Source organism: Pseudomonas sp. GW821-FHT05H12 (assembly GCF_059419385.1).
In genome coordinates, this window is sequence record NZ_JBWKRS010000043.1 from 29,701 (window position 1) to 49,702 (window position 20,002).

Annotated in this window: 19 protein-coding genes; 7 read left to right on the forward strand and 12 right to left on the reverse strand. The window is 63.8% G+C overall.

The window, feature by feature from the left end; translation table 11 throughout:
* Nucleotide 1 precedes the first annotated feature (1 nt).
* Together AC07SU_RS27180 and AC07SU_RS27185 are read right to left on the reverse strand one after the other, a co-directional pair.
* A complete protein-coding gene (locus AC07SU_RS27180; RefSeq protein ID WP_176999006.1) occupies nt 2-934 on the reverse strand; it encodes a sugar ABC transporter substrate-binding protein in 933 nt (310 codons plus the stop codon).
* A gap of 50 nt (nt 935-984) precedes the next feature.
* Complete coding sequence (locus AC07SU_RS27185) at nt 985-1,992, reverse strand: ABC transporter permease (RefSeq protein WP_494998800.1); 1,008 nt, start codon at nt 1,990-1,992, stop codon at nt 985-987.
* Between the two features lie 361 nt (nt 1,993-2,353).
* On the opposite strand from AC07SU_RS27185, the gene AC07SU_RS27190 reads away from it, so the two are divergent.
* Genes AC07SU_RS27190 through AC07SU_RS27200 form a run of 3 tightly spaced genes read left to right on the forward strand, consistent with a single transcriptional unit; the run spans nt 2,354 to nt 5,592 of the window.
* Nucleotides 2,354-3,190, forward strand: coding sequence for a transketolase (locus AC07SU_RS27190; protein ID WP_494998801.1), 837 nt, complete (start codon nt 2,354-2,356; stop codon nt 3,188-3,190).
* A complete protein-coding gene (locus AC07SU_RS27195; RefSeq protein WP_494998802.1) occupies nt 3,180-4,112 on the forward strand; it encodes a transketolase family protein in 933 nt (310 codons plus the stop codon). The genes AC07SU_RS27190 and AC07SU_RS27195 overlap by 11 nt, the downstream gene beginning before the upstream one ends.
* Nucleotides 4,113-4,116: 4 nt before the next feature.
* Nucleotides 4,117-5,592: an FGGY family carbohydrate kinase gene (locus tag AC07SU_RS27200; protein ID WP_494998803.1), complete on the forward strand. Its 1,476-nt coding sequence runs from the start codon at nt 4,117-4,119 to the stop codon at nt 5,590-5,592.
* A 115-nt stretch (nt 5,593-5,707) separates the two neighbouring features.
* Here the strand turns inward: AC07SU_RS27200 and AC07SU_RS27205 are convergent, their stop codons facing one another.
* The 6 genes from AC07SU_RS27205 to AC07SU_RS27230 form a co-directional block, all read right to left on the reverse strand.
* Nucleotides 5,708-6,652, reverse strand: coding sequence for an aliphatic sulfonate ABC transporter substrate-binding protein (locus tag AC07SU_RS27205; protein WP_494998804.1), 945 nt, complete (start codon nt 6,650-6,652; stop codon nt 5,708-5,710).
* A 238-nt stretch (nt 6,653-6,890) separates the two neighbouring features.
* Nucleotides 6,891-7,787: a DMT family transporter gene (locus AC07SU_RS27210; RefSeq protein ID WP_494998805.1), complete on the reverse strand. Its 897-nt coding sequence runs from the start codon at nt 7,785-7,787 to the stop codon at nt 6,891-6,893.
* The gene (locus AC07SU_RS27215) at nt 7,774-8,049 is read right to left on the reverse strand and encodes an Ada metal-binding domain-containing protein (protein WP_494998806.1); all 276 of its coding nucleotides are present in this window, start codon (nt 8,047-8,049) and stop codon (nt 7,774-7,776) included. The genes AC07SU_RS27210 and AC07SU_RS27215 overlap by 14 nt, the downstream gene beginning before the upstream one ends.
* The gene (locus AC07SU_RS27220; RefSeq protein WP_494998807.1) at nt 8,046-8,744 is read right to left on the reverse strand and encodes a 2OG-Fe(II) oxygenase; all 699 of its coding nucleotides are present in this window, start codon (nt 8,742-8,744) and stop codon (nt 8,046-8,048) included. Before AC07SU_RS27220 ends, AC07SU_RS27215 begins: the two co-directional genes overlap by 4 nt.
* Before the next feature lie 2 nt (nt 8,745-8,746).
* Complete coding sequence (locus AC07SU_RS27225; protein WP_494998808.1) at nt 8,747-9,454, reverse strand: 2OG-Fe(II) oxygenase; 708 nt, start codon at nt 9,452-9,454, stop codon at nt 8,747-8,749.
* A gap of 85 nt (nt 9,455-9,539) precedes the next feature.
* Nucleotides 9,540-10,403: a LysR family transcriptional regulator gene (locus AC07SU_RS27230; RefSeq protein ID WP_494998809.1), complete on the reverse strand. Its 864-nt coding sequence runs from the start codon at nt 10,401-10,403 to the stop codon at nt 9,540-9,542.
* A 102-nt stretch (nt 10,404-10,505) separates the two neighbouring features.
* Here AC07SU_RS27230 and AC07SU_RS27235 point away from each other — a divergent pair, with 102 nt between their 5' ends.
* On the forward strand, nt 10,506-11,504 hold the full coding sequence (locus AC07SU_RS27235; protein ID WP_494998810.1) for a quinone oxidoreductase family protein: 999 nt from the start codon (nt 10,506-10,508) through the stop codon (nt 11,502-11,504).
* A 61-nt stretch (nt 11,505-11,565) separates the two neighbouring features.
* On the opposite strand, the gene AC07SU_RS27240 is transcribed toward AC07SU_RS27235, so the two are convergent.
* Nucleotides 11,566-11,913, reverse strand: coding sequence for a hypothetical protein (locus AC07SU_RS27240; protein ID WP_494998811.1), 348 nt, complete (start codon nt 11,911-11,913; stop codon nt 11,566-11,568).
* Between the two features lie 145 nt (nt 11,914-12,058).
* Entirely contained in the window at nt 12,059-12,781 is a 723-nt protein-coding gene (locus tag AC07SU_RS27245) for a pirin family protein (RefSeq protein ID WP_494998812.1), read from the reverse strand.
* A 180-nt stretch (nt 12,782-12,961) separates the two neighbouring features.
* Between AC07SU_RS27245 and AC07SU_RS27250 the strand changes: the two genes are divergently transcribed.
* On the forward strand, nt 12,962-13,912 hold the full coding sequence (locus AC07SU_RS27250) for a GlxA family transcriptional regulator (protein WP_494998813.1): 951 nt from the start codon (nt 12,962-12,964) through the stop codon (nt 13,910-13,912).
* A 149-nt stretch (nt 13,913-14,061) separates the two neighbouring features.
* The gene (locus AC07SU_RS27255) at nt 14,062-15,513 is read left to right on the forward strand and encodes an ATP-binding protein (protein WP_494998814.1); all 1,452 of its coding nucleotides are present in this window, start codon (nt 14,062-14,064) and stop codon (nt 15,511-15,513) included.
* Here the strand turns inward: AC07SU_RS27255 and AC07SU_RS27260 are convergent.
* Together AC07SU_RS27260 and AC07SU_RS27265 are read right to left on the reverse strand one after the other, a co-directional pair.
* Nucleotides 15,460-18,222, reverse strand: a complete 2,763-nt coding sequence (locus AC07SU_RS27260; protein WP_494998815.1) for an ATP-binding protein — start codon at nt 18,220-18,222, stop codon at nt 15,460-15,462. The genes AC07SU_RS27255 and AC07SU_RS27260 overlap by 54 nt on opposite strands.
* 58 nt (nt 18,223-18,280) lie before the next feature.
* Nucleotides 18,281-18,679 carry a helix-turn-helix domain-containing protein gene (locus AC07SU_RS27265; protein WP_176999023.1) on the reverse strand — a complete coding sequence of 133 codons (399 nt, stop codon included), beginning with the start codon at nt 18,677-18,679 and terminating at the stop codon, nt 18,281-18,283.
* Between the two features lie 205 nt (nt 18,680-18,884).
* Here AC07SU_RS27265 and AC07SU_RS27270 point away from each other — a divergent pair, with 205 nt between their 5' ends.
* Entirely contained in the window at nt 18,885-19,793 is a 909-nt protein-coding gene (locus AC07SU_RS27270) for a LysR family transcriptional regulator (RefSeq protein ID WP_176999024.1), read from the forward strand.
* Nucleotides 19,794-20,002 lie beyond the last annotated feature (209 nt).

Genomic DNA, 20,002 nt, shown 5'->3' on the forward strand with positions numbered 1-20,002 from the left:
TTTACGGGTGCTGTTGCAGGAACGGCGCGACGTTTTCTTTGGTGGTCAGTACGGTCGGCAGCAGTTGTTCCTTGGGCACGGCTTTACCGGCCTTCAGGTCGATGGCCGACGCCACGGCCAGGCGCCCCATCTTCTGGGTCTGCTGGGTCATGGTCGCATTCAGCACGCCACTTTCCACGGCCTTGAGCCCGGCGACGTCGCCGTCGAAACCCACCACCACGACTTTGTGATCGAGGTTGCCGACCTTCACCGCCTGCGCGGCACCGAGGGCCATGGCATCGGCACGGCCGAAGAACACGCTGATGTTCGGGTCACGCTGGAGCAGGTCCTGGGCCACGGCGAAGCCTTTGTCCTGGGCCCATTCGGCCGGTTGCTGGGCGACCACCTTGAGGTCCGGGAAGGCTTTCAAGCCTTCTTCGAAACCTTTGGCCCGGTCTATTTCAGGCGTGGTGCCCAACTGGCCTTGCAGGATGGCGATGCGGCCTTTGCCGTCGGTGATCTTGCCCACGTATTCGGCGAGGGTCTTGGCCCCGGCCACGCTGTCGCTGGCGATAAAGGTGTCACCCGGGGCATCGGGTGCGTTGCGGTCCACGGCAATCACCGGGATGCCGGCGGCCTTGGCGGCTTTGACGGGCACACCGGCTGCGGTGGCGCCGGCCGGGATGTAGATCAACACGTCGATCTGGCGGGTGATCAGGTCTTCAATCTGGCTGACCTGGGTGGACGAGTTGCCCTGGGCGTCCACGGTGATCACCTTGATCCCCTTGGCCTTGCCCTCGGCTTCCACCGATTGCTTGATCTGGTTGAAGAAGTCGGCCTGCAGGTTGGCCACGGCCAGGCCGATGGTCAGGTCCTTGGCCCAGGTGGTGCCGGCTGCGGTGAGGGTGGCGGCCGCGAGTGCGGTGGCGATAAGCAGTTTCTTGGGGCTGAACATGTCGGTGACTCCTGGTTTTATTGTTGGAGGGTGTCAACTGTCGAACAGGTTTATCGGGCGGTGCTGGAGCGGCGTCGCAGGGTGTCGATGGTCACGGCGAGGGCGATGACCACGCCGATCACCACTTGTTGAATGAAGGGCGAGACGCCGAGCAGGTTCAGGCCATTGCGCAACACGCCAATGATCAGCACGCCGACCAGCGTGCCGCTGATGCTGCCCACGCCACCGCTGAGGCTGGCACCGCCAATCACCACGGCGGCGATGGCGTCCAGTTCCAGGCTCAGGCCGGCGCTGGGTTGGGACGAGTCGAGGCGGGCGGCGAGGGTGACGGCGGCGATACCGGCCAGGGCACCGCTGATGGCATAGACCCACAGGGTGATCGCACGCACCTTGATGCCGGACAGGCGCGCCACTTCGGGGCTGCCGCCCATGGCATAGAGGTTGCGGCCACCGGCACGAAAGCGCAGGAACACCCAGGCCACCACCAGCATCACCAGAAACAAGCCGACAGTGGCCGACAGGAACCCGAAGTGCCGCACCGTGGCCAGGCTGGTGAACCAGTCCGGGTAGCCGACGATCTGCCGGCCTTCGGTGAGGATGTTCGCCAGGCCCCTGGCCACCGACATCATGGTCAGCGTGGCAATGAACGGCGGCAGCTTGGCGTAGGTAATCAGCCCACCGGAGACCAGCCCGGCGAGCATGCCGCTGGCGATCGAGATCGGAATTGCAAAGCCCAGGGGCATGGCCTGGTCCTGGTACAACCAGCCCAGCATCATCATCGAGAACGCCAGCACCGAGCCGACCGACAGATCGATGCCGCCGATCACGATCACCGCCGTCATGCCAATCGCCAGGATGCCCAGCACGGTGACTTGATCGAGGATGTTCAGGCCATTGCGCAACGAGAAGAAGAATTCGGAACTGAAGGAGAAGACCAGCACCAGCAGCACAAGGCCGATCAGCGGGCCACCGATGTTGCTGGGAAGCAGTTTCACCAGCCGGGGACGGCGGGTCGGCTTGAGATCGGCCGGGTGATGGACAGAGGCTTTGGCGTCCACATTGTTCTCCTGACTTATTTTTTTTGGAGTTCATTCAGGCAGCGTGAATATTTATGCGCGCCTGACTGTTAATTCAGATTCCAGTGACACCGTGGCAAAGTCAAGCGCTTAATTTTTCATGCATGCCTCTAGACCGCCGTTTTTGCCGGGCGCAAAGCCACGGGATAGATAAGCGCGCGTGGGATTTTAGCCGTCTGTCCGAGGGGCATTTCCGGGTTTTATTTCATTTTTCCGCCGTTCGCTCACTTGACCTGCTGCGGGATCGGCGTCTAAATAGAAATATATTGTCACTGCTGAATAAATATTCAAAACAGCCGTGGACGCTTTCACCCCGCGTGGTCAGCCTCAAAGGAGCCGCTGCATGAATGCCTTCCAGTACGACGCCCACCAGATCAAAGAACAGGCCCGTTTGATCCGGCGCCACGTGATCCGCTTGAATGCCGACTCCCCGGCAGGCGGCCACACCGGGGCGGACCTGTCGGAAACCGACATCCTCGCCACCCTGTATTTCCGCATCCTCAACACCGGCCCCGAGCGCACCGAAGACCCCGAGCGCGATATCTACATCCAGAGCAAAGGCCATGGCGTGGGCGGTTTGTATTGCTGCCTGGCGCAGGCCGGCTACATCCCCACCGATTGGTTGCCGACCTACCAGCACTTCAATTCCCACTTGCCCGGCCACCCGGTGCGGCAGAAAACCCCGGGCATCGAACTCAACACCGGCGCCCTTGGCCACGGCTTGCCCGTGGCGGTAGGGCTGGCGTTGGCGGCGAAGCTGTCGGGCAGTAAAAAGCGCATCTACGTGCTGACCGGCGACGGCGAACTGGCTGAAGGCTCCAACTGGGAAGCGGCGATGGCGGCGGCCAAGTACGGGCTGGATAACCTGTTTGTGATCGTCGACAAGAACAAACTGCAACTGGCCGGGCTGACCGCCGAGATCATGCCGCTGGACCCGTTGGACGTGAAATGGGCGGCCTTCGGTTTCACCGTCAGCGAGTGCGACGGCAATGACGTTGGCCAACTGATCGAGACCCTCGAAACCATGCAAGCCCACACCGGCTCACCCCAGGTGCTGATCGCCCACACCATCAAGGGCAAGGGCGTGTCGTTTATCGAAGCGCGTCCCGAATGGCACCATCGCGTGCCCAAGGGTGACGAAATCAACGCAGCACTGGAGGAGTTGAATCATGGCAAGTGAACACTTGGCGAGCGTCATGGTGGAGGCGTTTATCGCGGCAGTCGATGCCGGCCTGGACGTGGTGCCGGTGGTCAGTGACTCCACCTCCACAGCCAAGATCGGCCCGTTTGCCCAGCGCTTCCCCGAGCGGTTGATCAACGTCGGCATTGCCGAGCAGTCCCTGGTCAGCGTGGCGGCTGGGCTGGCGTTGGGTGGCAAGATCGCGGCCACCTGCAATGCCGCGCCGTTCCTGATTTCCCGCGCCAACGAACAGATCAAGGTGGACGTCTGCTACAACCAAGCCAACGTCAAGATGTTCGGCCTGAACGCGGGCGCCAGTTATGGCCCATTGGCCAGCACCCACCACAGCCTTGACGATATTTCGGTGATGCGCGGGTTTGGCAATGTGCAGATCTTCGCCCCGGCCGACGCGTTGGAGTGCCGGCAGATCATCGATTACGCACTGCGCTATAAAGGCCCGGTGTATGTGCGGCTCGACGGTAAAGCCTTGCCCGAGGTGCACGGCGCCGACTATCGATTCGTGCCCGGCCAAGTGGACATCCTGCGCCAGGGGGCGGACGTGAGCATCGTTGCGTTGGGCTCCGTGGCACACGAAGCGGTGGACGCGGCGGCCTTGCTGGCCGAGCAGGGCATCCAGGCGCAGGTGATCAACCTGTCGTCGATCCGCCCGTTGCAGCGTGACGCCTTGCTCAGTGCACTGAGCGCCACGCGCGCAGTGATTACCGTCGAAGAACACAACATCAATGGCGGCGTTGGCAGCCTGGTCGCCGAAGTGCTGGCCGAAGCCGGGCTGGGTGTCGCACTAGTCCGCCTGGGCATCGGCGACGGAGAATACGCCGCGGCCGGCGCCCGCGAACCGACCCGCGCCTTGCATAACATCGACGCGGCTGGGATTGTGGCGGCTGCCACTCGGTTGCGGTGAACCCATGACAAACCACACTCCGCTGATCCTGGCGATAGATGAAGGCACCAGTAACGCCAAGGCGGTGCTGGTCAACGAACTCGGGCAGGTGATTGCCCGGGGTTCGCGGCCCTTGAGCATCAACCACCCCCAGCCCGGGTTTTCCGAGCAGGACCCGTTGTTGATCTGGCTGCACACCCTGGCCGCGATTGAAGAATGCCTGGCCCAGGTGGATCGGCCGATCACCGCATTGGCCATCAGCAACCAGCGCGAGTCGGTGGTGGCCTGGGACCGGCGCAGCGGTGAGCCATTGTCGCCGTGCATCAGCTGGCAATGCCGGCGCTCCACGGCGTTGTGCGCACAGTTGCATGAGCAGGGGAATGAAGCACGAATCCTGGAAAAGACCGGGCTGGCCCTCGACCCGATGTTTTCCGCTGGCAAATTTCGCTGGATCCTCGACCACCTGGACAACGGGCATGCACGTGCGGCTGCCGGTGAAATCTGCCTGGGCACCGTCGACAGTTGGTTGTTGTGGAAGCTCAGCGGGGGTCAGGTGTTCGCCACCGACTATTCCAACGCCGCGCGCACGCAACTGTTCAACCTGCACACCGGCACCTGGGACCCGGAGCTGTTGGCGCTGTTCGCGATTCCTGCTGCGGCGTTGGCGCCGATCCGGCCGAGTGCGGGTTTCTTCGCCGAAACCGTCGCGCTGGGCGGCTTGCCTGCGGGTATCCCGGTGATGTCGATGATTGGCGACTCCCATGCGGCGCTGTACGGGCAGGGTGGTTTCGCCCCCGGGTTGGTCAAGGCCACCCTCGGCACGGGCTCGTCGTTGATGACACCGATGGGCGGGCCTATTGCGTCCACCCATGGGCTTTCCACCACCTTGGCCTGGCATGACGGCCGCGCGGCGACGTTCGGCATGGAAGGCAACATCGTGCATACCGGCGCCGCCGTGCAGTGGGCCTCGCGGCTGGTCGCCGGTGAGTCGCTGGACGCGTTGACCGAGCAGGCCGCGCAATTGCCGGATAACGGCGGCGTGTACTTTGTGCCGGCGCTGTCCGGGTTGGGGGCACCGCACTGGCAAGCCGACGCCCGTGGCTTGATCTGTGGCCTGAGCGAGGCCACTTCGGGCGCGCATATTTTGCGCGCCTCGCTGGAGTCCATCGGCTATCAGATTCGTGATGTGTTTGAGGCGATGCAGCAGGACATCGGCAGCCCGTTGAAAGAGCTGTGGGTCGACGGCGGCGCGACACGCAATCGCTGGCTGATGCAGTTCCTGGCCGACCTGCTGCAACGTCCGGTGGTGCGCAGCCTGTCGCCGGAAGTCTCGGCATTGGGTGCGGCGCACCTGGCGGGCAGGGCGTTGGGGATTTGGGCGAGTGACGAAGCGTTAAGCCAGTTGGAGCGTCAGCGTGAGCGCTTCGAGCCGCAGGCGGATCCGGCGATGGCAGGGCGTTACGCCGAATGGAAAAAGGCTCTGGCGCGCACCCTTCTCTAACACCCAAACATCAACCCTGTAGGCGCCGGCTTGCCGGCGATAGCGGCCAGCCTGATCCACCGCAATCGCCGGCAAGCCGGCTCCTACAGGTGATCGGGTTGCCAGATGTAGATGTTCATGGCTTCCAGGTCTGTACGTCCTTGGCATCCACAGCCTTGGGCAGCAAGCCGGCCTTGAAGAACGCATCGGCAATCTTCTGCTGTTCGCCCAACTGATCGAGCGTCACCGGTTGCACCTGATAGCTGCGGTGCGCGTTGGCGGCTTCAACGGTGGCCACATCCAGGTTGCCCCACAGCGGGCCCAGCACCTTGGCGGCGTCTTGCGGGTGGGTTTTCACCCATTGGCCGGCTTTTTCCAATTGTTCGTACACCACCTTCAGGACCTCGGGGTGGGCCTTGGCGTAGGACGTGCCCGTCAGGTAATAGCGCTTGTAACTGGCCAGACCCGCGCCATCCGCGAGGGTGCGGGTGGGCAGTTGGCGCTGCACGCCTGTGAGGAAGGGTTCCCAGGTGACCCAGGCATCGACCTTATTGTTCTCGAACGCGGCGCGGCCATCGGCCGGTGTCAGGTAGGCCGGTTCGATATCCGAGAAGGCCAGCCCGGCTTTGGCCAGCGCGGCAATCAACAGGTAGTGGGTGCCAGCGGCTTTGGTGACGGCGACTTTCTTGCCTTTGAGATCGGCCAGTTGCTGGATCGGCGAGTCCTTGCGCACCACGATGGCCTGGGCCGAGGGCGAAGGCGCTTCCTGGGCGAAATAGGTGAGTTTGGCCTGGGCCGCCTGGGCGAAGATCGGCACGGTGTCAGCCACGTCGGCGCTGATGTCGACGTTGCCGACGTTGAGTGCCTCCAGCAGCGGCAGGCCGCTGGGGAACTCGTGCCAGGACACGTCGATGTTGTCGGCCTTGAGGGCTTTTTCCAGGGTGCCCTGGGTTTTGAGCAGGGTAATCAGGGTGGACGATTTCTGGTACCCGATACGCACGGTCTCCTGGGCCTCGGCGCTGACCGCCACGGAAAAAGCCAGAAGCCCGATGACAACGGCGAGGGGACGACGAATAGACATGGCGCGCTCGATCTTCAATGGAATGGCGCCAAGCATAAAGTTCTAAAAACCAATCGATAAATACTCTTTCGATCTGAGCTTAAAGCGCTTTCTCACCTTGTAGTGAGCGGGCTCGCCCCGCGCCCGCGCCGCCACGAACACCGCAGGTTTCCCGGGAATATAGGCGGTGGGGCTTATTACGCCGCGCGGGGTAAACCCGCTCACTACAACCGCCCGCTGCCACAATCCCCGCGAAGGGTCAGGCGGCTGATTTGGGCCGGCTTTCGCTGAGCACAAACCACACGGCCAGGCAGATGAGGCCGCCGCCATAGAGGTGCGCGATAGACAGGTGCTCACCCAGGAACAACACCCCCCACAGCACGCCGAACGGTGGGATCAGGAAGGTCACCGTCAATGAACGAACCGCTCCGATATCGGCGATCAGGCGAAAGTACAGGATGTACGCATACGCGGTGCACACAAACCCCACCACCCCCAACGCTGCCCAGACCGTCGGGTTGCCCCAGCTGTTCGGCGGGTTGAGCACGGCTGAAACACCAAAGAACGGCAGCAGGAACAACGTCGCGCCGATCTGGCTGCCAAAGGCCACGAGCTTGGCGTCCAGCCCGCCCTTGTCGGCGATCCAGCGGCGCGTCAAAAACCCTGCAACGCCGTAGCACCCGGTGGCGACCAGGCACGCCAACGCGCCAATCACCACGGCGACCGAAAGGGTGACCGGCCCGGTGGTGGTCAGCAGGGTGATGCCCATCAGGCCAATCACCACCCCGGCGGCTTTTTTCGGCGTCAGCGGGTCGCTGAAAAACAGCGCGCCCATCATCACCCCCATCAGCGGGGTGGTGGCGTTGAAGATCGCCGAGTAGCCCGCCGGCAGCAACGTGGCCGCCACGCCGTACATCAGGAACGGCACGCCGGAATTGATCACGCCCAACACCAGGGTGGGTTTGAGTTTGCCGTCAAAGGCGATGCGGGTGCGCAGCACGGTGACAATCACCGCCAGCCCGATGGCCCCCAGCAGCACGCGGAAAAACGCCGTGGGCAAGGCGCCCAACACCGGCGCGGCGATGCGCATGAACAGAAAACTGGCGCCCCAGATCGCCGCCAGTACCAGTAGCCGAACACCGTCAGAAAGCTTCATGCATCACCTTTTTTGTGGAATTCCAAATCGCGTAGTGCTCGGGCATGCACACCGCACAAGGCCTGTAGCCGGCGGCAATGGCGGTGGGCTCGTCGGCAAAGAACACGCGGTGTTTCACATAACCACCGTTGGCGATTGCGCGCCGTGCGGCGCTGCAGTCCAGGCGGCCGTAGATCCGGCTGCCGCGATGCCCGGCGCAGGTGCCCGGTACAAGGCTGGCGTAAGGTTTGCCCGTTACCCCGAGCAAGGTGAACGTCTTCATCGGCCACCCTCCTGGGCATCAGGCGCATCATGGAACAGCACTTCCAACCCCACGCGTTCGCCACCGCGCACGCGGCTGATGGCGTGCTTGAGGTTCACACGGTAGTAACCCCGGCTGCCTCTGAACGGGCGCACCGCCGTGGCGATGATCGCCACATCGCCGCGTTTGAGCGGCACCACCATCGGCCGCGATTGCAGGCGCGGACGCTGTTCGGTCATCACCAGCTCACCGCCTTGGAAGTCCGTCCCCGGCTCGGACAGCAGCGCCACCAGTTGCAGGGGAAACACATGGACCCCGGCATTGCGTTGATGCAGGGGCACCTGGTCATGCACACGTAACCGGCATAGGTGGGACTGCCCTCGGGTCTGGCCGGCGTCGTGGTTTTGCCTCAGAAACTCATCCAGCGTAGCCGGGTAGCGCGCGTCGATGGCCAGGGTTTCGTTCCAGCGGTCGGCGACCGGCACCAGGCGCCGGTAGAGCGCCGTGCGCCACTCGGCCAGCGGGGCGGGCAGGTCTGTCTCGAAATAACGCCATTGCGCAAACAGGTCCTGCGCGGTGAGGTGCCCGGCCAGTGAGTCGATGCCGGCTGGGCTCAACAACCCAGGCAGCACGGCGTAGCCTTCGCTATCGAGTTGGCGGTGGAGGTCGGCCCAATCCAATTGATCAAGTGCAGCATCGAACTCAGACGGACTCATGTTCACCTCGCGTCATGAAAAATCAGGCCGACGGCATGGCGCTGGCCACTGCGGATGCGGCTCACACCGTGGCGCATGGCGACTTTACGGAGACCGCGCGGGCCCACGACTGGCCGCTGATTGACGGTAAACACAAGCCCGTCACCCTGACGCAGCGGGATGACTTCGGCGCGCTGGCCCTGGGATGAACGCTCGGTCATGACGAACTCGCCGCCGACGAAATCCCGTCCGGGTTCCGATAACAGAATCGCCACCTGGAGCGGGAAAACGTGCTCGCCATAGAGGTCCTGATGCAGGCAGTTGTAGTCACCGGCGCCATACTTGAGGATCAATGGGGTAGGGCGGGCCTGGCCTGCGGCATGGCAGTGGCGCAGGAACTCGTTCAGCTCACTTGGGTACTGCACGTCGAGGTCGAATTGGAGGTTCCAGGCATTGGCAATCGGGGCGAGACCTGTGTAGAGCGCGTGCCGCAGGTGATCAAGCAGCGGCGGCAAGGGGTAGGCAAAGTATTTGTACTCGCCGCGCCCGAACCCATGCCGCGCCATCACCACCCGCGAGCGATAACCGGCTTCTTGCGCATAGAGCGCGGCGAGCGCCTCGCACTGTTGGGCTGTCAGCAGCGCGGGCAGCACCGCGTTTCCGTGGGCCTCGAGCTCACGTGCGATACGGCTCCAGTCGTGCGCGGGGGCGTTGTCTTGGGGGGTGTGCATGGCCTTGACGCTCATCGGTGGGCAGATGAGCGGAGTCTAGGGGGCCTGTACCGGCTTGGAACTCTGCGGCTTGCGGTCGAATTTTTTAACGGCGCAACTGCGCTTCACCTTCGATGCACGCCACCAGAAACTCCATCACCACTTTCACCAAGGGCGAGCGGCGCATGTCCGGGTACACGGTGAGCCAGATGTCCCGCATCGGGCCGTCGGTGGCGGTGGGCAAGCGGGTCAGCAGTGGGTCGTGGTCGCCCACCAGGGTCGGTAGCACTACCGCGCCTACTTGGGCGCGGGCCGCCATTTGCTGGGTGACCAGTTCGCTGGCGGCAAACACGATGGGGCGCTGGCCGCGCAGTTGGTGCATCCAGGCCTGTTGGGGCAAGTGGTCACGGCTGCTGTCGTAGGCGATGAACACCCATTGAGCGGAAGGCTGTTGCGCTAATTCGGCAGCGCCGTACAACCCGAAGCGCACCACGCCGACCTTGCGCCGTACCAGCGCGTCTTCATCGGGACGCACGGTGCGCAGGGCGATATCCGCCTCGCCTTTGTCCAACGCAGCCAGTTGGGTAGAGGGCATCAGCACCAGATTCAGCTGTGGGTACTGCGCGCGCAATCGCGCTACATGAGGTGCGATGCAGTGGTTGGCGATGGACGGCGGGCAACTGACCCGTACCGTGCCGGCCATCTCGATGGAAGCGACCCGCGACAGGCGCATCACGTCGGTCGCCATTGCGTCCATGCCCGCCGCCAGTTCGGCCAACGCCAGGCCTTGTGCCGTGAGCGGGCGGCTGCGGGGCAGGCGGTCCACCAGTTTTACGCCCAGGGCTTTTTCCAGTGCATCGACCCGGCGCCCCACGGTGGCGTGTTCCACCTGCAGCTCGCGGGCGGCCGCCGACAGCGATTGGGTACGCGCCAACACGGTGAAGTAATACAGGTCTTGCCAGTCGAACATCGGGGTATTTCCGCACAGAGGCTGGGAGGGATTGGGGAATTTTCCTACTGATAGGCTCCTTTTACCATGGCCGCTTCCCAGAGCAAACGGAGTTGTTGCCCGATGAAAGCCATCACCCTGCAAGCCTATGGCGGCCCTGAAGTCGCCCAGTTGCGCCACGATGTTCCCAAGCCCGAGGTCACCCCGGGGCATGTGCTGATCAAAGTTGCCTGCGCCGGAATCAACTTCATGGACATTCATACGCGCCAGGGCAAATACGCCCAGTCGGTGACCTACCCGGTGCGCCTGCCGTGCACCTTGGGCATGGAAGGTGCCGGCGTGGTGGTGGAAGTGGGCGCCGGTGTGAGCCACATGGCCGTGGGCGACCGGGTGGCGTGGTGCATTGCCTGGGGCGCGTATGCCGAATACGCCAATATCCCGGCCGACAAAGTGGCGCAGATTCCCAGCGAAATCACGTTCGATCAGGCGGCTGCCGCGATGTTCCAGGGCTGTACGGCTCACTACCTGATTGATGACGTGGCGCGTTTGCAGGCCGGCGACACTTGCCTGATTCATGCTGCGTCCGGCAGCATCGGGCAATTGCTCGTGCAAATGGCCAACCGTTTGGGCGCGACCGTGTTCACCACTGGCAGCACCGCCGAAAAATGTGCGATAGCGCTTCAGCGCGGCGCCCACCAGGCCTGGACCTATGACGGCTTTGCCGACCGGGTGGTGGACGCCACAGCGGGCCAAGGCGTGGACGTGGTGTTCGACTCGGTGGGCAAAACCACCCTGCGTGACAGTTTCCGTGCCTGCCGCACCCGTGGGTTGATCGTCAATTACGGCAACGTCTCGGGCTCACTGACCGATCTGGACCCGATTGAACTGGGTGAAGCGGGTTCCTTGTTCCTGACCCGCCCACGGCTGGCCGACCACATGGCCGACGGCGCCACCGTGCAACGGCGTGCCAATGCGGTGTTTGCGGCGATGCTGGAAGGTTCGCTCAGTGTGGACATCGAAGGGCATTACAGCCTGGAAACGGTACAGCAGGTGCACGCACGTATCGAGGCGCGGCAGCAGATCGGCAAGGCCGTGTTGTGGATTGACCGCGACCTGCATTAATCAAAGGCGAAAAAAAACCGGCTGATCAGGCCGGTTTGGGGTGCCTCGCCTACAGCGAGGGTTATGCGTTGTTGCTGTGCAGACGATCAGAACCACCTTCAGCCAGGCCACGCTCCTGCAGACGATCAGCACCGCCTTCAGCCAGGCCACGTTCTTGCAGGCGATCAGCACCGCCTTCGGCCAGGCCACGTTCTTGCAGGCGATCAGCACCGCCTTCAGCGACACGACGTTCCAGCAAGCGATCAGAACCGCCTTCGGCAACGCGGTTACCTTGCAGGCGGTCGGCACCACCCTCGGCAACGCGGCTGTCCATCAGGCGATCTGCGCCGCCTTCAGCGACAACAGGGTGAGCAAAAGCGTTGGCGGCGAGTACCGAGAAAGCGAGGCTAAGCAGGATTTGGCGTTTCATGGTTGTGTGCTCCGAGTGTTTAAGTAGGTTGCTGCTGGGTATGGATTTAATGGTACGCGTTGGATTTTTTAAGAGAACTTCATTGCGCTGATGGTGACTATCGACGCCAGCGATGGCCCGTTTCAGTGGGCCATCGTGGTGCACGTCATGGCATCTGCGGCAGTTCTTGCGGGCGCAGGTCGAACACCAGCACTTCGGCATCCGCGCCGCCGCCGAGGCGGATCTGGCGTTCATCCCGTACACGGGCGCCGTCACCTTCCTGCAAGCGCTGGCCGTTGACCTCGACGCTGCCCCGGGCCACATGGATGTACACATGGCGGTCCGGCGCCAGGTCCAGGCTCGCGGTTTCGCTGCCGTTGAACAGCCCGGCATACACCCGCGCATCCTGGCGAACATGCAGCGACCCCTCGGCGCCATCCGGCGAGATGATCAATTGCAAGCGCCCGCGTTTTTGCGCTTCGCTGAAGTGCTCCTGTTGGTAGCGCGGTTCTGCGCCGGCCACGTTCGGCACGATCCAGATCTGCAGGAAGTGCACGCCACGGCTTTGGCTGTGGTTGAACTCGCTGTGTGCCACGCCGCTGCCGGCGCTCATCAGTTGCACGTCGCCCGGGCGGATCACCGAACCGGTGCCCAGGGTGTCCTTGTGTTCCAGGGCGCCTTCAAGCACATAGGAGAAGATCTCCATGTCGCGGTGCGGGTGCTGGCCGAAGCCTTTGCCGGCCGCCACGCGGTCATCGTTGATCACCAGCAGGTCGGAAAAACCCTGCTCGCTGGGGTTCCAGTAGTTGGCGAACGAGAAGGTGTGGAACGACTTCAACCAACCGTGATTGGCGGCGCCGCGTTCGGAAGCTTTGCGAAGGGTCAGCATGGTCTTGTCCTCAAGTGAGCGGGGTCTGCGAAGTGCAGGTCGCTTGCGTTGAGAAGAAGGTTAATAGTTACCGATAAATTCATTAAGAAGCTGAAAGCTGAATAACTGTCTCTCTAAAGTTGACAGTAAAAGGCATGCCATAATGTCCGCCGCTTCCCTTATCGACGGACCTTGCTCTCTATGAAAACCGTGGCCATGGCGCTTTTTCCCGACTTCCTCCTGCTCGACATGGCCGGCCCGCTCGAAGTGTTTTCCATTGCCAACCGCTACCTGCCGCAGTCCGACCACTACCAGATCCTCACCCTCGGCATCGAGCCCGGGCCGCTGCGTGCCTCCAACGGTGTGAGCGTGCAGCCCGACCTGCTGCTCGAGCAGGCGGCTGATGACTATGACCTCCTGCTGATCCCCGGTGGCCCCGGCGCCTACAACGAATGCCACCCGGCGTTGCTGCCCTGGTTGAAAGCCGCCGCACCCCGGGCCCGGCGCTTCGGTTCGATCTGCACCGGCGCCTTTGTGCTCGGGCATGCCGGTTTGCTCGACGGGCACCGCGTGACCACCCACTGGCACTACACCGAGCGCCTGATCAAGGCGTTCCCCAAGGCGATCGTCGAGACCGATCGCATCTACCTGCAGGACGGTCGGCTGATCACGTCGGGTGGCGTCACGGCCGGCATCGACCTGGCGCTGTCCATCGTCGCCCAGGACCACGGCAAGGCGGTGGCGGTGGAGGTGGCCAAAGTGCTGCTGGTGGTGATGAAACGCCAGGGTGGCCAGGCCCAGTTCAGCCCGATGACCGCCGCCGTGGCACCCCATGAAAGCGCGATCACCCGGGTGCAGAACCAGGTGCTGGCGCAGTTGGACCAGCCGTTCACCATTGAGTCGATGGCCGCACTGGCCGGCATGAGCCCACGCCACTTTGCGCGGATGTTCACCAAGGAAGTGCAAATGACGCCCATGGCCTTCCTGCAAGGTGCGCGTATCGACCGCGCCCGGCACCTGCTGGAAACCACCGACCTGCCGCTCAAGACCGTGGCGTTTCACGCAGGCTTTGGCAGCGTGCGCTACATGCGCTTTCTGTTCAGTGACAAGCTCGGCCTGAACCCCACCCAGTACCGACAACAGTTCAGTTAACGACAGGATGTCCGTCTGGGGCACCCGAATGTCCGTGTCGCTCCCCCTGCCAGCATTGTCCTGTCACGACAGGCTGGCAAGATAGCCACAGGCCCACGGAAAAGGATGCGCAGCCGCCCAAGGCCGGGCGTTCCAGCGCTTTTACATAGATGAATAATCCTCACACGGTGAGCTTCGGCCCCTACATCTTTCATCCTCAGCAACGCTTGGTCAGCAAGGCCGGCTGGCCGGTGCCATTGGGTGGGCGTGCGGTGGACATTCTTGCGGTGCTGCTGGAGGCGCCAGGCCAATTTGTCAGCAAGCAGACGCTGATTGCCCGGGTCTGGCCGAGCAGCGTGGTGGAAGAAAACAACCTGCGGGTGCACATCGCGGCCTTGCGCCGGGCCTTGACTGGCCACCCCTATATCCTTAACGAACCGCAACGCGGCTACTGCTTTGCAGCGCCGCAGCAAGACGTGCTGCCCGCGGCGGCGCCTCGGCATAACCTGATGGCGCGGCTCAGCCCGGTGATCGGTCGTGACGAGTTGCTGGGAACGCTGGCACGGCGCCTGTCGGGGCAACGCTTGATGACCCTCACCGGTTGCGCGGGAGTGGGCAAGAGCACCCTGGCGCTGGCCCTGGCCGAACGGGTCTTGCCGCGATACCGCGACGGCGTCTGGTGGGTGGACCTGGCGACAGTCGACGCGCCCACCCAGATGCTGCGCCACCTGGCCAGCGCCCTGCACCTGCAACCCTGTGGCAGCGCCACCGACCTGTGCCAGCAGCTCGCGACGCGCCAGCTGTTGCTGGTGCTCGACGGTGCGGATTTGTTGCTCGGTGCCTGCCGTCACCTGGTGCGTGCCCTGCGGGATAAGGCGCCTCAGGTCAGCGTGGTGTTGAGCAGCCGCGAAGCTTTGCAGGTGCCGGGCGAATGGGTGCAACCCGTACCGCGCCTGGCTGTGCCGGCGCCCTCGGCGTGGGCCAGTGTCGAGCAGGCCATGGCTTACCCGGCGGTGCAGGTGTTCGTTGCACGCGTACGCGCCGCGCAACAAGGCTTTGCCCTGCGACCGCAGGAACTGGCCCCGCTGCGCGATATCTGCCGGCGCCTTGATGGCATCCCGCTGGCCCTCGAATTGGCGGCCGCCCAGGTGAGTGCCCTGGGTGTGCACGGCGTACACGCACAATTGCAGCAAGGCTTGCAGGTGCTGACCCGTGGCCGCCGCACGGCGGTTGAGCGGCACCAGTCCTTCACGGCCGCGCTGGATTGGACGTACGAGCGCCTGAGCTTGCCGGAGCGTTGGCTGTTCCTGCAGATGGCGCTGTTCAAGATGGCGGTGACGTTGCCGGCCTTGAGCCGACTGGTCGCCGGCACCGAGCTGGAGCATGCCGACTTGTCTTACTTGCTGGGGCGCCTGGCGGGTACTTCTTTGCTGACCGTGGAACCCGGCCCCGGGCCTACGCGCTACCGCCTGCTCAACAGTGTGCGCAGCTACGCCCTGGCGCAGTTGCGCAACCCCGAGCAAGTGGCGCGCCTGCAACAAGGCTATGGGCATTACCTGGGGCCGTTTTCAGGCCGGCCGTTTGTCTTGCAGCTCGTCGAGCAGGCGGCGTGCGCGAGTTAGGTCATGGGTGGCAAACCCTTCGGTGAATTGCCCATAGACCGAACCCACCAGTTCGCGGGCGACGCGCAAACGGCCCTGGCTTTTCCACAACCGCGCCAGTGACGTGGCACTGCGTAATTCCCAGGCCAGCGCGCCTTGCTGATGGGCCAGGCCCATAGCCTCCAGCAGCAGTGCTTCGGCCCCACGGGCGTCCGCCATGCCTTCAGCCCGGACTCGCAGAATCTCTGGGGTACACCAACCGGCCGCACCGTTTCGGGCGCGCTCAAACGCGGTGTCACTGGCTTCGCTGGCCTGGAAGGTCAGCAGGAGGTCTTCGACCAATCCCAGGCCTTGCAGCGATGCGTGTTGCGCCGTGCCCGCGTAGTGCTGGGCCCAGGTATGAAACAACTGCACCGAGTGTTTTTGGGATTGTTGCAACAACAGCTCCAGTAACGCCTGTGCTGCCGGGGTGTCGCCGTTGTAGCGAGCGATCACCACACCGGCCAGCGCCAGGGTGTAGCAGATCGACGTGCCGTGGTTGATCTGCAACGCCAGTTCCAGGGCTTGGCTGGCCGTGCGCCAGGCGCGCTCTGGAAAACCGCGCAGCCACAGGGTACGCGCCAGGATGGTCAAGGACGCCACGCTCTGGTCGTACTGCACGCCGAAACCATGGGTAAACCGGTTGAGGTGGCCGCTGTGGGCCATGCGCTGGATCACCTGCTCGGCGTTGTGCAGCGCCAGCGCCTGGTTGCCGGCGAAATGCTGCGCCAGCACCCGCAGGCGCTGGGCGCTGAGGGCCAACAGCGGTTCGGTCTGCGGGCCGAGTTGATCAAAGTGCAGGCTTTGCGCCAACGCCTCACGGTAGTTGCCGCAGCACAGGTTGACCGCCATGTGCCCCGACACTGCACGCAACTGGCCGGCCAGGTCCTTGCCGCCTTCGGCCAGGCGCCGTGCGCAGGCAAAGGCGGCAATGGTCTGCGGTGTGCCTCCCTGGGTGTGATAGGAAAAACTGCCCAGGGCCAGTTGCAGCAACATGTGCAGGCGCTGGCTCGGCGCGTTCGACTGTTTGAGCCGTGCCAGGGCCTTGCCCACGTACAGGCCGTGTTCGCGCAGCAGCGACAACTCTTGCCACAGCGGCATGGCGCCGACCGTCAGGCGAATGCCCAGCAGGTGCGTGCCCTGGTCGCCCAGGCCCCAATCGAGGGCGGCGCGGATGTCTTCACGCAGCGGCGCATAGCGATCGATCCAGGTTTGGGTGGCGATCAGCTCCCAGTCTTCCTGGGCCTGGTTCATCAACGCCAGGCAGCGTTCGGCATGGCGTTCACGGGTGGCCTGGAGTTCATCGGCCACGCTGAGTTGTTCCAGGGCGTAGGTGCGGGTGATGTCCAGCAAGCGGTAGACCATTTCGTCATCGCCGGCTTCCACGTTGAGCAGGGACTTGGCGACCAATTGGGTGATCGACCCCAGTACCTCGCTGGGCGCGATCTGCTCCCCGGCAATCACGGCGGCGGCGCTGGCTAGGCTGAAGCCGCCGCGAAACACCGCCAGGCGACGCAGGCAGATCTGCTCGCAAGGGGTGAGCAGGTCAAAGCTCCAGTCCAGCGTGGCGCGCAGGGTTTGCTGACGGGGCAGGGCGCTGCGCCGGCCACGGGTGAGCAGGCGGAAGTTGTCTTCCATCTGCACCAGCAGCCCCGGCAGGCCGAAGCGTTCGATCTGGGCGGCAACCAGTTCAATGGCCAGGGGAATGCCGTCCAGGCGCTGGCAGATATCAATCGCCAACGGCAGCTCGGCTTCGCTCAGTTCAAAGCTGTCCTGGTGGGACATGGCCCGCTCGATCAGCAACTGCAACGCCGGGTAGCCCAACGCCTGGGCGCGGTTGCCGGTGGCGGGCGGGCAGGCGAGGGGTTCCAGGCGTTGCACGCATTCGCCTTCGGCCCGCAAGGCCTCGCGGCTGGTGGTGAGGATGTGCAGGTGAGGGGCGTGACGCAGCAGGGTTTCGCTGATCAGCGCGATGTCATCGAGCAGGTGTTCGCAGTTGTCGATCACCAGCAGTAGCTGGCGGTCGCGCAGTTGATGGGCAAAGGCGGCGAGGGGCTCATGCTCGGCGCACGTCAGGTCGAGCAGGGCGGCGAGGTTGGGCAGGATCATCGACGGTGCGCTGAGCGGTGCCAGGTCCAGCAGGCGGATGCCGTCGCGGTAATGCCCGATCAGCAGTTCCGCCACGCGCAACGCGACGGTGGTCTTGCCGATGCCCCCGGGGCCGGTCAGGGTGATGAAGCGTTGCTGGGGCAGTTGCTGCACCAGCGTGTCGATCAACGCCTGGCGGCCGATCATGCGGGTGTGGCGCAGCGGCAGGTTGTGGCACGCGCGTTGGGGGGCGCCGTCGGTGGGCGGTGTCATCGGTTCGATGCTCAGTGGTGCAACAAAACTGTAGCCACGCTGCGCCACCGTGACGATATAGCGCTGCCCGGCCTGGCCATCGCCCAGTGCCTTGCGCAACGCCGCCATGTGCACGCGCAGGTTGCCGTCCTCCACCACACTTTTGGGCCAGACCCGGGCGATCAGTGCTTGCTTGCTCACCACATTGCCGGCGTTTTCCAGCAGCACCAGCAGGATGTCGACTGCGCGCCGCCCCAAACGCAGCGGGCGACCGGCCTCCAGCACCAGGCGTTGGTGCGGGTGGACGCGGTAGGGGCCGAAATGCACGGCCTGGTCGCAGTGGTCACTCATGGGTGGCCGTGCTCTGGAAAAAGGGTCTGGGCAGCATATGCCACGCGGGTGCAGACCACTAGGCCGCGATCACTTGGGGCTTGTGGCGTAATTGGTGGTTTCGCCAGGTCATCGGGTTGACGCCTTCGCTGCGGGTGAACATGTGGCAGAAGTGCGCCTGGTCGCAAAACCCGCATTCCAGGCTGATTTGCGTCAGGCTCAGGGCGGAGCCGGTGATCAGCTCCTTGGCCCGTTGGATGCGCTGTTGGCGTATCCACTCCTGGGGCGACAGCCCGGTGGTGCACTTGAACGCGCGGGAAAAATGGCTGCGCGACAGCGCACAGGCCTGGGCCAGGTCAGCGATGGCCAGGCTTTCACCGAGGTTGGCGAGGATCAGTTGTTTGGCAATCCGCTCGCGCCGGGGGCAGAGGCCGCCGGTGGCGGATAAGCGGGGAGCACAGTGCTCGAGTCGGGCCATGACGAGTATCCGCAGTCGATGGGAGCGTTCCCGGTGAATGGATGCAGTGTAGACGTGGTCAATCTTGTTGCCGGACCGTCTGGCTGACGAGTTAATCGTTGTTAATTTCGCCAGGTCCAGGGCCGGAAAAGACAGCACAGACGTGCAATCGCGGCGCCGACGGGCGTGCTTATCTGGCGGCTTGCCAACCGTTTGGATACACGCCATGAACCGTAACGACCTGCGCCGCGTCGACATGAACCTGCTGGTGATTTTCGAAGCGCTGATGTTCGAAAAGAACCTGACCCGGGTGGCCGAAAAGCTGTTCATGGGCCAGCCTGCCGTGAGTGCGGCACTGGGGCGTTTGCGGGATTTGTTCGACGACCCGTTGCTGCTGCGCAACGGGCGGGGCATGGAGCCCACGCCACGCGCCGTGGCGATACTCAAGGAGCTGCAACCGGCCATGGACACCATTTCGGGCGCGGTCAGCCGCGCCAAGGATTTCGACCCTTCTACCAGCTGTGCGGTGTTTCGCATTGGCCTGTCCGATGACGCCGAATTTGGCCTGTTCCCGCCGTTGCTCAGCCAACTTCGTGAAGAGGCCCCGGGGATCATCGTGGTGGTGCGCCGGGCCAATTACCTGCTGATGTCGTCGTTGCTGGCCAGTGGCGAGATTTCGGTGGGGGTGAGCTACACCACCGAACTGCCGGCGAATGCCAAGCGCAAGAAATTGCGGGATATACCGTGCAAGGTGCTGCGCGGGGATGACGGGGTGCAGCCGCTGACGTTGGACGACTACTGTTCGCGGCCCCATGCGATGGTGTCGTTTTCGGGGGATTTGAGCGGCAATATCGACCTTGATTTGGCGCGCATTGGCCGGTCGCGGCGAGTGGTGTTGGCGGTGCCGCAGTTCAGTGGCTTGCGGGCGTTGTTGGCGGGGACGCAGATCATTGCGACGGTGCCGGATTACGCGGCGTGTGCGTTGACGGAGGGGACGACGTTGCGGGCGGAGGATCCGCCGTTTGCGATTGATGCGGCGGAGTTGTCGATGGTGTGGAGTGGGGTGCATGACAACGACCCGGCGGAGCGGTGGTTGCGGGGGAGGATTGGGGAGCATATGGCTCGGGTGGTTTGATCGGGGGCTTATCCATTACTGCAGTAACGGCTACTTATGGTTCCGCCCTTACGGCGGCTCACTTTTGAACAGCGCAAAAGTAAGCAAAACGCTCTTGCCCCAACACTCGGTGCCTCGCTTAGGCTCGGCATGCCCTCACTCCGGCTTGAATCCGTGGGCCGCCGTCATGGGCCATCCCTGGCCCAGGACGGCTAACCCGGCGTCCTGCC